This is a genomic window from Nitrosomonas communis, from assembly GCF_001007935.1.
Classification (GTDB): Bacteria; Pseudomonadota; Gammaproteobacteria; order Burkholderiales; family Nitrosomonadaceae; genus Nitrosomonas; species Nitrosomonas communis.
On record NZ_CP011451.1, the window covers coordinates 2,728,575 to 2,742,450 of the forward strand.

17 protein-coding genes and 1 pseudogene are annotated in these 13,876 nt (G+C 42.6%); 5 read left to right on the plus strand and 13 right to left on the minus strand.

The window, feature by feature from the left end; all coding sequences use genetic code 11:
- Positions 1–33 precede the first annotated feature (33 nt).
- Positions 34–897: a KPN_02809 family neutral zinc metallopeptidase gene (ypfJ, locus tag AAW31_RS12450; RefSeq protein WP_046850473.1), complete on the minus strand. Its 864-nt coding sequence runs from the start codon at positions 895–897 to the stop codon at positions 34–36.
- Positions 898–1,114: 217 nt separating this feature from the next.
- On the opposite strand from ypfJ, the gene AAW31_RS23700 reads away from it, so the two are divergent.
- Complete coding sequence (locus AAW31_RS23700) at positions 1,115–1,270, plus strand: DUF4372 domain-containing protein (RefSeq protein WP_082110446.1); 156 nt, start codon at positions 1,115–1,117, stop codon at positions 1,268–1,270.
- A gap of 472 nt (positions 1,271–1,742) precedes the next feature.
- Here the strand turns inward: AAW31_RS23700 and AAW31_RS22240 are convergent, their stop codons facing one another.
- Both AAW31_RS22240 and AAW31_RS20820 read right to left on the minus strand, forming a co-directional pair.
- Entirely contained in the window at positions 1,743–2,153 is a 411-nt protein-coding gene (locus AAW31_RS22240) for a hypothetical protein (RefSeq protein ID WP_200899627.1), read from the minus strand.
- Positions 2,087–2,401, minus strand: coding sequence for a hypothetical protein (locus tag AAW31_RS20820; RefSeq protein ID WP_046850474.1), 315 nt, complete (start codon positions 2,399–2,401; stop codon positions 2,087–2,089). Before AAW31_RS20820 ends, AAW31_RS22240 begins: the two co-directional genes overlap by 67 nt.
- A 65-nt stretch (positions 2,402–2,466) precedes the next feature.
- Here AAW31_RS20820 and AAW31_RS12470 point away from each other — a divergent pair.
- Positions 2,467–3,640 (plus strand): annotated as a pseudogene (locus tag AAW31_RS12470) (IS3 family transposase).
- Positions 3,641–3,887: 247 nt separating this feature from the next.
- Here the strand turns inward: AAW31_RS12470 and AAW31_RS12475 are convergent.
- From AAW31_RS12475 to AAW31_RS20825, 4 genes are all read right to left on the minus strand, one after another.
- Complete coding sequence (locus AAW31_RS12475; RefSeq protein WP_046850475.1) at positions 3,888–4,739, minus strand: carotenoid biosynthesis protein; 852 nt, start codon at positions 4,737–4,739, stop codon at positions 3,888–3,890.
- Positions 4,740–5,204: 465 nt separating this feature from the next.
- A complete protein-coding gene (locus AAW31_RS22245) occupies positions 5,205–5,408 on the minus strand; it encodes a hypothetical protein (protein WP_200899628.1) in 204 nt (67 codons plus the stop codon).
- Positions 5,409–5,652: 244 nt separating this feature from the next.
- On the minus strand, positions 5,653–5,970 hold the full coding sequence (locus tag AAW31_RS22250; RefSeq protein ID WP_148906926.1) for a hypothetical protein: 318 nt from the start codon (positions 5,968–5,970) through the stop codon (positions 5,653–5,655).
- 1,010 nt (positions 5,971–6,980) lie between these two features.
- Positions 6,981–7,124: a hypothetical protein gene (locus tag AAW31_RS20825; RefSeq protein WP_144412954.1), complete on the minus strand. Its 144-nt coding sequence runs from the start codon at positions 7,122–7,124 to the stop codon at positions 6,981–6,983.
- Positions 7,125–7,237: 113 nt separating this feature from the next.
- On the opposite strand from AAW31_RS20825, the gene AAW31_RS12490 reads away from it, so the two are divergent.
- The gene (locus AAW31_RS12490; RefSeq protein ID WP_046850476.1) at positions 7,238–7,987 is read left to right on the plus strand and encodes a hypothetical protein; all 750 of its coding nucleotides are present in this window, start codon (positions 7,238–7,240) and stop codon (positions 7,985–7,987) included.
- A 161-nt stretch (positions 7,988–8,148) separates the two neighbouring features.
- Here AAW31_RS12490 and AAW31_RS12495 read toward each other — a convergent pair whose 3' ends face one another.
- The 4 genes from AAW31_RS12495 to AAW31_RS12505 all read right to left on the minus strand — a co-directional run bounded on the left by AAW31_RS12495 (position 8,149) and on the right by AAW31_RS12505 (position 10,488).
- Positions 8,149–8,682 carry a DUF4142 domain-containing protein gene (locus AAW31_RS12495; protein WP_052752237.1) on the minus strand — a complete coding sequence of 178 codons (534 nt, stop codon included), beginning with the start codon at positions 8,680–8,682 and terminating at the stop codon, positions 8,149–8,151.
- Between the two features lie 132 nt (positions 8,683–8,814).
- Positions 8,815–8,982 (minus strand): hypothetical protein, encoded by a 168-nt coding sequence (locus AAW31_RS21400; RefSeq protein WP_158441511.1) that lies wholly within the window; start codon positions 8,980–8,982, stop codon positions 8,815–8,817.
- 469 nt (positions 8,983–9,451) lie between these two features.
- Entirely contained in the window at positions 9,452–9,796 is a 345-nt protein-coding gene (smbP, locus tag AAW31_RS12500) for a small metal-binding protein SmbP (RefSeq protein ID WP_046850477.1), read from the minus strand.
- 275 nt (positions 9,797–10,071) lie between these two features.
- The gene (locus AAW31_RS12505) at positions 10,072–10,488 is read right to left on the minus strand and encodes a hypothetical protein (RefSeq protein ID WP_046850478.1); all 417 of its coding nucleotides are present in this window, start codon (positions 10,486–10,488) and stop codon (positions 10,072–10,074) included.
- Between the two features lie 307 nt (positions 10,489–10,795).
- Between AAW31_RS12505 and AAW31_RS12510 the strand changes: the two genes are divergently transcribed.
- The gene (locus AAW31_RS12510; RefSeq protein ID WP_046849350.1) at positions 10,796–11,686 is read left to right on the plus strand and encodes a transposase; all 891 of its coding nucleotides are present in this window, start codon (positions 10,796–10,798) and stop codon (positions 11,684–11,686) included.
- Here AAW31_RS12510 and AAW31_RS12515 read toward each other — a convergent pair.
- Positions 11,669–12,256, minus strand: a complete 588-nt coding sequence (locus AAW31_RS12515) for a cell wall hydrolase (RefSeq protein WP_046850479.1) — start codon at positions 12,254–12,256, stop codon at positions 11,669–11,671. The two genes, AAW31_RS12510 and AAW31_RS12515, sit on opposite strands and share 18 nt — an antisense overlap.
- A 168-nt stretch (positions 12,257–12,424) precedes the next feature.
- Entirely contained in the window at positions 12,425–12,880 is a 456-nt protein-coding gene (locus AAW31_RS12520; protein WP_046850480.1) for a hypothetical protein, read from the minus strand.
- Between the two features lie 655 nt (positions 12,881–13,535).
- On the opposite strand from AAW31_RS12520, the gene AAW31_RS21405 reads away from it, so the two are divergent.
- On the plus strand, positions 13,536–13,712 hold the full coding sequence (locus tag AAW31_RS21405) for a hypothetical protein (RefSeq protein WP_158441512.1): 177 nt from the start codon (positions 13,536–13,538) through the stop codon (positions 13,710–13,712).
- Positions 13,713–13,876 lie beyond the last annotated feature (164 nt).

The following is a 13,876-nucleotide window of genomic DNA, read 5'->3' on the forward strand; positions in this document are numbered from 1 at the left end:
AATAACCATCTTGCGCTAGTATTAGCTTTCTATCTATAGTTTTTTAGTTTTGAATGTATCACACTCACTAATTTTTCCCGATTCCAGCCCCCTTTTAAACCAGCGAACTCGCTGTTCTGAAGTTCCATGAGTAAAAGACTCAGGAACAATATAGCCCTGTGATTGTTTCTGTAAACGATCATCACCAATAGCTGTGGCAGCATTTAAGCCTTCTTCAACATCACCACTTTCCAGAATATTGCGTGCACGTTGTGCATTATTTGCCCATACACCAGCAAAACAATCTGCCTGTAATTCCAGTCGAACAGATAGTGCGTTTCTTTGGGTTTCATTCATACTCCTCCTCAAGGTCATAACATGATTAGAGATGCCTAACAAGGTTTGGATATGATGACCAATCTCATGGGCGATAACATATGCTCGTGCAAAATCTCCAGAAGCACCTAATTTTTTTAAATCATCAAAAAAATCAAGATCTATATAAACCTTCTGGTCAGCGGGACAGTAAAATGGACCCATTGCGGCTTGTGCAAAACCACATGCGGACTGTACAACACCACTGAATAAAACAAGCGTAGGTTCTTTGTAACTTTTATTTAACTGCTCAGGAAATAATACTTTCCAAGTATCCTCTGTATCTGCAAGAATCACGGATGTAAATTCCCTTGCCTCCTCCTGACCAGAAATAATAGGTTGAGTTTCTGTTTGAGATGATTGAACCCCGCCCTCTAAAATTTCTGCTCCTTGCATAATGATACGTGGATCGATATCCAGAAACATCGCTAGAAGGACTAAAATGACGATTCCTATACTTCCGCCCCCAAGTCCAGCTCTAGAGATACGTAATCCACGCCTGTCTTCAATATTCTGACTACGACGTCCAGTTTTCCAGCGCATAAATTTCTCCAATAAGTATTGAACTTAATGCAAGTTTTAAATGTACATCTTATCCCATTTCTAAATCAAACCTGATTTTGTTGGGTTTTTTGTCGTATTGTTTATATAATGTCTACAGTTTGTCTTCGTGTTATTTCTGATTGGGAAATAGAATTATCGGGTCCAGGTCTATCAATAAAGCAAAGACGCGGCCCATACATATTGAACACATCACGCTATCTTTCATCAATTGCTCAAGCACATTCACTGTTATTACCGTAATCGGGTAGATAAGCGTTATAAGAGTAATGGCCAAGTATGCACACTTAATTGTTTGACCCTATTTATAGCACTGATTTATGCGAAATTAGCGCAAAGATTTTTTACTTCATGATCTACAAATGAATTTAAGCAGTCTGGTCTCTTGCTATTTTTCTACCTAGGAACAACACTGATTCAACATTCAACGCTTGCAAATGCTTATTCACAGCGCTTCTTGCTATCTTTTGTGAAAATATCCATTAAATGAATGCATAAGTACGAGACAGACATTCACTCTTGGCGCATGCATCAGTGCAGTTCCGCAATGTACTTATTACACTATATATTCTGCATAGATAACTCATCAAGCCGGATAAACCTGAATATTGGATTACCATGGTTCTAGTTAGTTACCTTAAAAAGCTGAGCAACTCTACTGGCTACTTAAATGCGAATTAAGAGCTAACTCGCAAATAATTCCAGAAAAATAAAGCCGCAGCCAGCTTTCCGAAGACATGCACCATAAGCCCTTTATAAGAACGCACTTTGCTGGCACATTCAATGCCTGTCTTTTCTTCAATCCTGGCAAATAAGGCTTCAATCGGTTACCGCACGCGAGACACCGCTGTAGACAACCATTGATCCTGTGGTTCCAGATGGTGTAGCCCTTTTTGTTTTTTAACTGGTGTCAGGACAGTCAGATTATGAGCTTGTCTAACTTCTTCGGCGTCAGGCCGTTGATAAGCTTTATCACCATACAGTTCGTTGTGGTGCAATTGTGGCCGAATCTGATCAAATATCTTGCCATCACGATCGCTGGCGCCAGTCACACCGATGTACTCAGGGACCGGCAATGAGCCTGGTTGACGGTGTCCTATGATATGAACCCGCACACCATAATAGTACAACTTCCTGGTAGAGCAGTAGCCTGAATCCGCCAACTGTTTCGCTACACACGCCTTAAACCGATGGCCTTGCTTGGGGCCTTTGCCACTGGAAATGAATCGCTCAACCAAAACTGCCCGGGATCCCTGGTTTCCTGTTCCTGCTGAATCAGTGCCAATAAGGGCGCAAATACATCAGCCACCTGATTCAGGCGCTGAACATAAGCTACATAACTCGGGAGTCGCGGAAACCCATCACGTAAATGACGATCCGCATACTCATCAATACTTTTGATTTCTCGATGCTTGTCCATTACACCGAACAGGAAGAGAGTAATGACTTCTTCATCACTAAAGCTTAAATCTGCGTAATGACTCATTCTGATATGGTCTAATAGACCCGGACACTCCAGTTAAGAGAAAATAGTCTTAATTGGAGGATGAAATGGAACCTAGGAAACACTATACAAAGGAATTCAAGCTGGATGCAATCAGCTTGGTACTGGATCAGGGATTAACGATAGCAGAAGCTGCCAGAAACCTGGAAATCAGGGCTAACATGCTTGGGCGATGGATCAGGGAAAGCCAGGCGGATACTAATGGTCAGGCATTCCGCGGTAATGGGAAACTGACACCGGAGCAGGAAGAAATCCGGCGGCTTAAACTAGAAAACAAGCAATTAAAGCTTGAGCGGCAAATACTAAAGGAGGCGGCGGTCTTTTTCGCGAAAGAAACGAAGTGAAGTATTCGTTCATCACCCAAAAGAAAAAGACCTACCCGGTCGGCCTCATGTGCCGGCTATTGGGTGTCAGTCGCAGTGCTTGACTCATGACTATGAACAACGCTGCTGCAATTGCCCGGATGATCTACACCACAGGCAACTACTTAATGCTGTGCAGAATATTGCAAAATCATGCGATTATACCTATGGCAGTCGCAGGATGAAGCGAGCGCTAAGTGCCTTGGGCTATCGGGTTGGTCGCTGGAAGGCGAGAAGACTAATGCAAGAAGCCGGGATACAAGTGAAACACCGGAAGAAATACAAGGTGACGACGGACAGCAATCACCCGTTGCCAGTGTTTGAGAACCAATTGAATCGGCAATTTACGGTTGCCAGACCGGATCAAGTCTATGTTTGCGACATTACCTGCATTTGGACTCAGGAAGGCTGGCTGTATCTGGCGATTGTTATCGATTTGTTCTCCCGAAAGGTGGTGGGCTGGAGTATGAGCTCACGGATGAAAGCAACACTGGTTTGTGATGCATTACGAATGGCGATCTGGCTACGCCGGCCACCGCCTGGCCTGATCGTGCATTCGGATCGTGGGTCGCAGTATGCTAGTAAAGCATACCGCAATCTACTGAAAGCATACGGTTTTATTGGCAGCATGAGTCGTCTGGGAAATTGTTGGGATAATGCGGTTGCGGAAAGTTTCTTTGGCAGCCTCAAGCAGGAACGCTGCCAATGGCGGCATTACCAAACCCGCCATGCAGCACAGCAGGATATTTTGCAGTATATCGCCGTGTTTTATAACAACCAAAGACTGCATTCATACCTGGATTACAAAAGTCCGAATCAATATGAAGCAGAAGCAGCAGAATCGATAAAAGCAGCTTAACTGAGGTGTCCGATTTTACTTGACCACGTCATTCTTTGACTATGAGTCCAAAGATTTTGCTGATAATGCTTGCAAACATAGAGATAAATCGTTATTAATCGCTCTTGCCAGTTCATTCGTTACATTGATTGATTGAGGTTGGGTGATATCTTCCTCAATAGTTTAATGTTATTGATGGACTGGCTTCTATTTCAGCTCTTAATTCGCATTTAACCCGATGTAATTTATATATAACAACACCTCTCACTCATTCTTTAATCCTATTGAGAAGCGAACAAGGATAATCTTTCAAATGCTCCTGCAACTCCTCCTCACGGTAGCGGTTAACTCGCATAACAGCTAAGATTATTACCATGAGAATTGGTAACGTAAATATAAAGACGCCCGTTAATACAATCAGATACTCACCAATATAAAACGATACCACCCAGTTGAAGATAAGCACTGATAAATAGAGAAGCGGCCCTAACAGCGAGCGAAATGGCATAGCAAAAATTCCGTAAGGGGCTTTTTCCTCACCTCTACGGTCTATCTGTTGAAGAACAGCTACTAGCACCAAACTGGTTAACAACCAGCCAGCATAGTTTGAGACCGGTACTCCAAAATGTAACCCTGGCTCGTGATAGTTATATATTTGTCCGAGGAACCAACGATCGCCTTGTAGTGCTACCGGATCTATTATGATATCTAGAAAGGTCTGCAAGAAAGCCCCTAGTATTAAAGCTGCCCATGAATGTCGAATGGCACGCGTCTCTAGTGTAATTAGATCAAAACCGCGTGTAGCCAAGGGCGATAAAATGAATAGTGCTGTAGTGTAACTGCAGTAAGTCAGGAAGACATAGGAAAGTGAATCGAAGAAGGGCACTCCCCAAACCCATAACTCTTTATAGCTTGTGATGTCTATGTAATAGTACCAACCATAAGGAAATCCGGTGCTAATGGAAAGTTTCTCTGATATAAAAGCTATCAGATATGCTGCGCCGGTGAAAGTAAAAGTCTTACGCCAACCTATATGTGGTATACAGATCAAAAGAAATACCATGAAAAAGACAAATACATAGGGACGCATAACAACAGTGTCGAAAAGAATATCAAGCATAAGCAACTCTTTGAAGAAGGAAAAGATGTCACAATAAGATGGATTGCCAGATGTAGAAACTATCTGTTATGCCGCGGATAAAGATCTCACATAAAATCGATAAGTAATACAGCAAGTATGAGTTGAGAACTTACAAAAAAACTATCGTAGAGTTTTTGATTTATATTAATTACTGATGTTACGCAGCCTTTAACTTTTGCAACTCAGCATAAGCCTGTTGGGTTGCCTTAATAGATAGCTTCGCCCGCAGGGCGAAATGGTTGGCCTTATGCTTGATCTTCAAACATTCCAGCTTAAATACGGCGTAAATGGACATGAACACGTGGTTACATTGCGTGGTTACCCCGTCCGGGTCGGCGGCTTTGCTAGCGCCGCATTGGATTTCAACGACTTGTGAAACGCTTCGACTTTCTACCGTTTTTGGTAGATCGCCGCTATTTGTCCACCTTCGCAGAAAAAGCTACTCTAAACCAGATTCAACGTGCCTGTGCTGCCGTCCTTGTTGGTAAAGACCCGCCGTACCAAAAGCACTTCCTGATCGAAGCCTTTCAGCCAGCAGCGCACTGCCTGCCGATCCGATAACGCCAGTTCGCTTACCTTGACGAAATGGCCTTGTTGTTTGTCTTCCAGCGTCAGTGCTACCTGCCGGTTATCCTTCAACGCCGCCACGAAATGCTTACCTGAACGCAGTACCGCCTCAAAGTTCTCTGTCGCCGCGAACTAGATATCAGCACATAACGAAATTTAAGTGGGTTGTTCACGCATGTCTTGAGCATGTCTCGCAGCAACTCGTTCTTGTTGAACTCACTGGCGCGCTTGATTTGGCGCGTTTTGACGACGCAATATTGCAACGGCTTGCGAATCATTTCGTAAGCCACCGGGATCGCTACCTCATCATTGTAATACAGCGCATTCAAAGGCTAATGCCCTTGACCGTCTGCCCTTTACAAGGGTCATAATGCCAGCAAACAACCTCGTTCTCGTCTGTCCAGGCTTTCTGCTGCACCGACTCATCAAAAATCAGATAGCCTTCCTCCTGCTCGATTTGCCGCACTACTGACTTCACTTCCCGCCATAAGTCCCAGGATGTGTATTTTCGTTCCGACAAAAATCGTGTCACTTGATCATGACTCATCTCCCCGTCTAACATGGCCGATAATTCGGTCGCCCTCGCGTAGCCGGTAGTGCTGATCAAATAATCCGTGTATAAATCTAAATACTTTGTTTTCATGCCGGGAATCTTACGCTATCAGAGTGAGGCTGCGTAACATCAGTTAATTATAAAAATAATCTTTTGTATCTCGACACGTCCGATGTACCACATGCGTTTCTGAGCAGTCAGGCAGCGGCACAGCATGAGTGACAGGTACCCAACGAGAAACCGGAGGGCAAGAACCTGAAAAAACTGAAAATCTTCTATCCTAACTCCTCCCTTCCCCATTTTCTTTGGATTTCAGATTTTCAGAATTTCAGGACTCGCTCCTTCACATTCTATATCAACTGATGACCTCCAGAATCCGATGGTTTTCGGGATGTTCCATCCTGCTGACATGAGAAATGGTGTCATAGACTATATTGCAGAGCAAGAGAAAAAAGTATTGTACTGAGGTACATATAGCCAACCTCATATAAATCAATTATAGTTAACGGATAATAGATTTGTTATTCGTTAACTATAAAATTTTATCCGTTCGAGAGAACGGAGGACCTTACCCTCGCACAAGTGGCCAAGCGTTTTTGTGTAGGTCTAGCCAGCGTGACGCGTTAGATCAAAACTCCCGACCCCAGTACAATCCGCAACGAATCTTCAACTAAGATCAGATCGATATGGACATTTTGGCGCAGAACATAAAAATCATCCGGGCGCGCGTATCAGTACGAGCGCGTCGAGCGTGCCAGGCCGTTTAGAGTCAGTACCGAGGGTATCAATCATGCTTTAAGATATCTGGACGTGATCTATAATAAAAGCCTGCGTGTCACCCAAAGACTAGCGAAGAAGAGCGGAGCATTTACCGGGAAACCGCGTCATCGTTTACCTTGATGAAAGCGGCTTTGCTCATGACATGCCGCGCACGCATAGCTATGCGCTTGTGTGTAGGTGTTGCGATAGTGTAAAAAATTGGCATGCAAGAGGCAAAACCAATGTCAAAAGCGCCCTGATCAAAAAGACGCTCCTATAACCATGGATATCTGTTCACAGCCAATATCACCATCGGGTGAAGGGGCTTTTTTCATTAAGAATCAGGATTTAATGATCCCAGAAATTATGCTGGCAGATGGAATAGCAACATAATTCCATTTCGGTAAAAACGGGTCAAACTCAATGGTGATATTTTCTTTAAAGCCATCAGCCACTTTGCGCCCAATTTCAAATACCCTATCCATAATTGAGATAAAGACCTTTAATGCGAATTAAGAGCTGAAATAGAAGCCAGTTCATCAATAAAGTTAAACTATTGAGGAAGACACTACCCAACCTCAATCAATCAATGTAACGAATGAACTGGCAAAATCGATTAGTAACGATTTATCTCTATGTTTGCAAGCATTATCAGCAAAATCTTTGGGTTCATAGCCAAAGAATGAGCCATTACGCGGATTTAAGTTTTAGCAACGAAGAAGTCATTACCCTCTTCCTGTTCGGTGTAATGGACAAGCATCGAGAAATCAAATGTATTTATGAGTATGCGGATCGCCACTTACGCGATTGGTTTCCACGACTTCCAGGTTATGTGGCTTATGTTCAGCGCCTGAATCGAGTAGCCGATGTGTTTGCACCCTTATTAGCACTGATTCAGCAAGAACAGGAAACCAGGAATTCCGGACAAGCTTGGCTGATCGATTCATTTCCAGTAGCGTTGGCCAGGCAAGGCCATCGGTTTAACGCGTGTGTAGCGAAACAGTTGGCGGATTCAGGCTGCTGCTCAACCAGGAAGTTGTACTATCATGGTGTGCGGGTTCATATCATAGGGCGGCGTCAACCAGGCTCATTGCCGGTCGCTGAGTATATCGGTGTGACCGGCGCCAGCGACCACGATGGCAAAATATTTGATCAGATTCGGCCACAATTGCACCACAACGAACTGTATGGCGATAAAGCTTATCAACGACCCGATGCCGAAGAGGTCAGACAAGCCCAGAATCTGACCGTCTTGACACCGGTTAAAAAACAAAAAGGGCAACTCTATTCTCAAACCACAGGATCAATGGTTGTCTACAGCGGTGTCTCGCGTTCGGCAACCGATTAAAGTATTATTTGCCTGGATTGAAGAAAAAACAGGCATTGAATGTGCCAGCAAAGTTCGTTCTTATAAAGGGCTTATGGTACATGTCTTCGGAAAGCTGGCTGCGGCTCTATTTTTCTGGAATTTTTTGCGAGTTAGCTCTTAATTCGCATTTTAGCGTTGTATTAACGTAATGATTCTTGAATCTTCTGAGCATGTTCTAAATGCGAGACGAGCGAGGGCCGAACTTTTTGCAGGAGAGCTTTTAATTCCTCGTTCTGTACGCTAGGTACGAGCTTGGTATCAGCAACATCAATAACCTGCTTGTGAAGCTTAACCTCTGCATCGATATAAGCTTTGTCAAACTCTTTTCCGCTCATATCTTTCAATTTGTCGATATTTTTCTCACCATCTGACTTAAGCGTCTTACTGATCTCATTATCTTTTGGAGTTACATTGAGTTTTTTTACTAGACTCTCTGCTTCCTTATTGACATCTGTATGATCACTGATCATGCGATGCGCATATGCCTTAACGTCTTCATTTGAAGCCTTTTCCTTGGCAAGCTGGCCATTTTTTATGTCTACCTGATTGGCGGTAACGACAATGTGTGCAATTTCTGCATCACTAAGATCGCCTTCTTTACTCTTGGTCTCTGCGTAAACCGCAAAAGTAGTAGGCAGCATTAAAGCAACGGCTAACATGAGTAATTTTTTCATAAGATCTCCTTTTGAAGGTTGATATTACCGGACGGACAACGTGTCTTCCGATTAGCTATCATGAGGGAGAAGGCAAACTTATTCTGTTCGTTACCACACACAAGCCAAACAATAAAGTCAATTACACATAGATTAATTGTAATTTTCAGATGACATATCTGCTATCATTCCGCCGCGAGGAGTATCTGCTCGAGAAAAAGAGGGCCTTATCATCGCGCAAGTGGCCAAGCGTTGTTGTGTAGGTGTAGCGAGTATGACGCGCTGGATCAAAGCGCCTAATCCCAGGGCAATCCGCAACAAGCCTTCCTCCTTTAGGTTACGCAGGCCGTTTTGCCCAACTCCGCCCGTTTGCTAATCGTCATGGACAGTGTGCGACATTCCACAAACAGCAGGATATTAAAACAACCATCACTAATCCGGGCACATACTTGAATACCCGCCATCTTATTCCCCAGACTTCAATGACATATAGCCCAAGTGGACTCAAGCCAAAATAATCAGAAAAAAGAAGGATGTTCCGTTGATCAGCTCTTTAGCGGCTACATGCCTTGAGCCATTTTATGTAGTAGGATCAGCTATAGCTTGACTCAAACTAAAAAGTTTCCAGAAGAAACGGGCCGATAATCAATTTGTGGTTCTATTTGGAAAACAATTTAGGCGTGCTCTAAATTAAGATTTTAAACCGCCCCAACACACTGAATTTCTGACACTACCATCCCATCATAGAGAAAGCACGCCCTCCATACTAAGGCCCTAGCTTTTTCTACAATTAACGACAAGAATCACGCATATGACTCAGTGCATCTTCAGCATGTTTCGCTGTAATTTTGGGATAATTTAATGATGCTTGTTTGATAACTTCTTCTAACGATTTGATAGCTTGATCCATATGCTTGTTATCTTCACCATACTCATTTTTTGCTTCTTTGGCATGTGCCAAGCTTTCTTTTGCATACTGGAGTGCTTCTTTAGTATTTCCCATTTCCGCGTATGCCTGTGCTTTTCCTGCATGCCCCATTGCTTCTGCTACGTGGCAAGCAGCAAATGCATAAACTTGGGTACTCGAAAGTAACGCCAACATTCCAGTTACTATTATAGTTGCCATCATTTTCATGAAAATTACTCCTTCATATAGTCAAGATAAATAATTTCGGAACGCTCTCAACAATTAAGCTATTATCGAGCTTTTAAAAAATATTTGATTGCAAACGTAATCAAGTAAAATCCGAATCAATCTATAACTCATTAACTGTCAGTACCTATCGCATAGGTCAGTTTTCCTTCCTGAATATTGGGACTGTTTTGATCACAGTTATTAAGATTTCCACTTATTTATTTGCTTAACTACTCTTTACTGAACGTTCTATTTGTTTGTTGTTCAATTACAGCCTAATTTTCCGTTTTAGGTCCATATTTTTCTTTAAGTTGTGCAAATACTGTTGGCCAACCTAATCCGATCGCAACCGCTGCTTGAGCAGAGGCTTGAAATAAGCCTACTAAATTTCCCAAAAAACCAACTATTGATGCCGACAAAAACCACAGAAACCATTCTAGAAGTGTTTCTTTCTTAGTAAAGCTTTGTATTTTTTGTGTGTCATCCACCTTATTTATTTGAATTGCATGATCAACTATCTTGACTAAAATACTTATCACACCACAGCCAAAAACAAAAAACCAAAACTCAAAATTTTTAAATTGATCATAAATGGTTTCATTATTTGCTGCACCTTCAGCATAAATATCATGCCATGCGCCTAATAACAGCAAAAGAACTACCCCATTTAAGGTGGATATTTTTAATTTCATATTTCCTCAAAATCATTAGGCTAATTCACGAATCTGATAATTTATGTTACATATCAATTATTTATTATAAAATAAACCAAACTAATATCAATCAAGCCTGCATCTACTAATATTCATGTAGGCTCTCTCCGGGAATCTGACTGTGTTGGGGCCTATTTTGCCGCGTCGCTAGGAGGCTTGTAGAAGTCATGCTTGCCCACTTTTATCGTCTTAAATGCGAATTAAGAGCTGAAATAGAAGCCAGTCCATCAATAACGTTAAACTATTGAGGAAGACACTACCCAACCTCAATCAATCAAAGTAACCAATGAACTGGCAAAATCGATTAATAACGATTTATCTCTATGTTTGCAAGCATTATCAGCAAAATCTTTGGGTTTATAGTCAAAGAATGAGCAACCACGCGGATTTAAGTTTTAGCGACGAAGAAGTCATTACCCTCTTCCTGTTCGGTGTAATGGACAAGCATCGAGAGATCAAAGGTATTTATGAGTATGCGGATCGCCACTTACGCGATTGGTTTCCACGACTTCCAGGTTATGTGGCTTATGTTCAGCGTCTGAATCGGGTAGCCGATGTGTTTGCACCCTTATTAGCACTGATTCAGCAAGAACAGGAAACCAGGAATGCCGGGCAGGTTTGGTTGACTGATTCATTTCCGGTCATCCTTGCGAGGCAAGGTCGTCGGTTTAACGCGTGTGTAGCGAAACAGTTGGCGGATTCAGGCTACTGCTCTACCAAGAAGTTGTACTATCATGGTGTGCGGGTCCATATCATAGGGCGCCGCCAACCAGGCTCACTGCCGATTCCTGAGTATATTGGTGTGACTGGCGCCAGCGACCATGATGGCAAAATATTTGATCAGATTCGACCACAATTGTACAACAATGAGCTGTACGGTGATAAAGCTTATCAACGGCCTGACGCTGAATGCATCAGGCGAGCTCAGAATCTGACCGTCTTGACACCGGTTAAAAAACAAAAAGGGCAGCACCATCTGGAACCACAGGATCAATGGTTATCGACAGCAGTTTCTCGCGTGCGGCAACCGATTGAAGCCTTATTTGCCTGGATTGAAGAAAAAACAGGCATTGAATGTGCCAGCAAAGTTCGTTCTTATAACGGGCTTATGGTACATGTATTCGGAAAGCTGGCTGCGGCTCTGTTTTTCTGGAATTTTTTACGAGTCAGCTCTTAATTCACATTTAATATATTTTCCAGACCAACTAGGAGATGCGTTATGATGATGATAATATAATGCTCCATTGGTTCGATCCGGTAGTTGCCGATTGAGTGCTTTTCTAGCTATTTCCTTGGCGATTGCATAGGGTTCATCCTCCTCTGCATCATCCAAGCGGCCATCACACCACCATGAAAATTGGCAGGCTCCTTGTTCATGTCCTTGTTTGACTACGCCACAAATCGTATTGGGAAAACCTTCATGGCCTAACCGGTTCATAACAACATTAGCAATGGCTTCCATTCCATCAGTCCCATCGCCTCTGGCTTCCCAGTAGATGGTTCGTGAAAGACAGGTGATCGCATCATCTAAAGGCTTTTTGCCAGCAGGGTCGACCGCCTGCGCTTCAGGCTTCGTGACGATTTCAGTAGTTGATTGAGGATTATTGCCACCCTCGGTTGCAGCTCTCTGTTCCAGCACCTCCGCCTTACTCTCAGCATTTTCCGCTTTCTGTGTTTGACCTGCTGCGATCGCCTGGTCCAGGAGAAGGAGCATGGCAAAATAGGCTGCAATGTATTTAAGCTGCATGTTCATTCTGCCTATGGATAAGTTAAATATGACTTCATGTATGGTCGATACTTCAAACGATCTTTCATAACGAACAAGTAAAAACGACTATTCCGACCGTAAGCAACGAGTCATTATGCCGTTTACCTCTTCGGGGCAGCCAGCCTTCTTTTCAGTTGTTAACCCCTACTAATCTTTTAAGTCAGTACTCAAGCGATAGACCTGGTGGCAAGACACATATTTACTCGTCAATTCAGATAATCGATGAATGATTTGATCCTTGTTTATTCCAGCTTGGGTATCTGCTGACAATTTATCAAAATCCTTATGCAAGCCCATACCCAGCATTTTAAATTCAAGCGGTAGCTTCACCATAAGTAAAGGTGAGGCATTGACGGCCATGCCCATATCCGCTGACTTTGCGGCTTTGGAGATAGCAATCATATCGTCTTCATGGAGTCCCTTTAATATGCCATTAATAGATAAAAGCAAACTCTTCATCTCAGCTAACACAAAATCCTTTTCCTCAGCATCCAATTGAATGGCATAGTGCTCATCCGCGCTGATGGATAAGTTGCCTCGTACAGAATAGAAAACAAAAGCGCTCACTGTCACCACCCAAAGCGCAACAGCTATTTTTTTCAACGCTCACATCAATCTTCTTTGACACTCCCTTTCAAGCACGATGCATATCTTTTGTTCAGGTTAAAATCCATGTGCCGCGTTATACGTTAAATAACTCCTGCGATCCTCGTTACACTACGTTTTTGTTTGCCCTTCTCTACCACCATCGTTCCTCTTTCGTTATGAGTAATAATGAACCAGAAATGTTTCTTAAGCAATCTAGTTAGGTTGTCCAGCTTGGGCTGATAAGATAATCTGAATGGTGAACCGTATCTACAATCAGAAAATGCCAAAAAAACAAACTATACAGCTCAAATTTACAAATCATAGAATATATACTCAGCGCGGTAACAATTGCGGATTTTAAAGGTATTGAAGGCCTTAAATTATAAGAGTTTTTCGCATTTCTATTTTCTGCATCTGTGGCCGTGCGGAGTATAGTTAAACACCATGAGTTAGGGATAAGAAAATCAGCAAAAGAAAATTGACTTCCTTATGCTGAAAAGATTTTCAAAAATTGTTTCATCATCAGAAGAATCAGACTCAAGTGGATATTATAGTGTTGATTTTTTGTTTAATTGACGGTTGAGAATTAGAATTACACCTTTCGCAAGAAGAAGCCCCCGCTTAATATCAGACTTCCTCAAGCTCTTCCAATCGTGATGTGATCATTCTTATGTCGAACTCACGTTATATTAGTGTGACCGGCGCCAGCGACTATGATGGTAAGATATTTGATCAGATTCGGCCACAATTGCACCACAATGAACTGTATGGCGATAAAGCTTATCAATGGGCCCGACGCCGAAGACGTCAGACAAGCTCAGAATCTGACTGTCTTGATCCCGGTTAAGAAACACAAAAAGAGTAACATTATCTGGAACCACAGGATCAATGGTTGTCTACAGCGATTTCTCGCGTGCGACAACCGATTGAAGCATTATTTACCTGGATAAAAGAAAAAACAGGCATTGAATGTGTGAGTCAAGTTCGTTCTTATAAAAGGTTTGTGATGCA

Bases quoted from the DNA above. Each gene is read 5' to 3' on its own strand.
- ypfJ (WP_046850473.1), bottom strand. From the start codon at position 897: ATGCGCTGGAAAACTGGACGTCGTAGTCAGAATATTGAAGACAGGCGT.
- AAW31_RS20820 (WP_046850474.1), bottom strand. From the start codon at position 2,401: ATGAGTCATTACGCAGATTTAAGCTTTAGTGATGAAGAAGTCATTACT.
- AAW31_RS12475 (WP_046850475.1), bottom strand. From the start codon at position 4,739: ATGCTTGATATTCTTTTCGACACTGTTGTTATGCGTCCCTATGTATTT.
- AAW31_RS22250 (WP_148906926.1), bottom strand. From the start codon at position 5,970: ATGAAAACAAAGTATTTAGATTTATACACGGATTATTTGATCAGCACT.
- AAW31_RS20825 (WP_144412954.1), bottom strand. From the start codon at position 7,124: ATGGATAGGGTATTTGAAATTGGGCGCAAAGTGGCTGATGGCTTTAAA.
- AAW31_RS12490 (WP_046850476.1), top strand. From the start codon at position 7,238: ATGAACTGGCAAAATCGATTAGTAACGATTTATCTCTATGTTTGCAAG.
- AAW31_RS12495 (WP_052752237.1), bottom strand. From the start codon at position 8,682: ATGAAAAAATTACTCATGTTAGCCGTTGCTTTAATGCTGCCTACTACT.
- smbP (WP_046850477.1), bottom strand. From the start codon at position 9,796: ATGAAAATGATGGCAACTATAATAGTAACTGGAATGTTGGCGTTACTT.
- AAW31_RS12505 (WP_046850478.1), bottom strand. From the start codon at position 10,488: ATGAAATTAAAAATATCCACCTTAAATGGGGTAGTTCTTTTGCTGTTA.
- AAW31_RS12510 (WP_046849350.1), top strand. From the start codon at position 10,796: ATGAACTGGCAAAATCGATTAATAACGATTTATCTCTATGTTTGCAAG.
- AAW31_RS12515 (WP_046850479.1), bottom strand. From the start codon at position 12,256: ATGCAGCTTAAATACATTGCAGCCTATTTTGCCATGCTCCTTCTCCTG.
- AAW31_RS21405 (WP_158441512.1), top strand. From the start codon at position 13,536: ATGTCGAACTCACGTTATATTAGTGTGACCGGCGCCAGCGACTATGAT.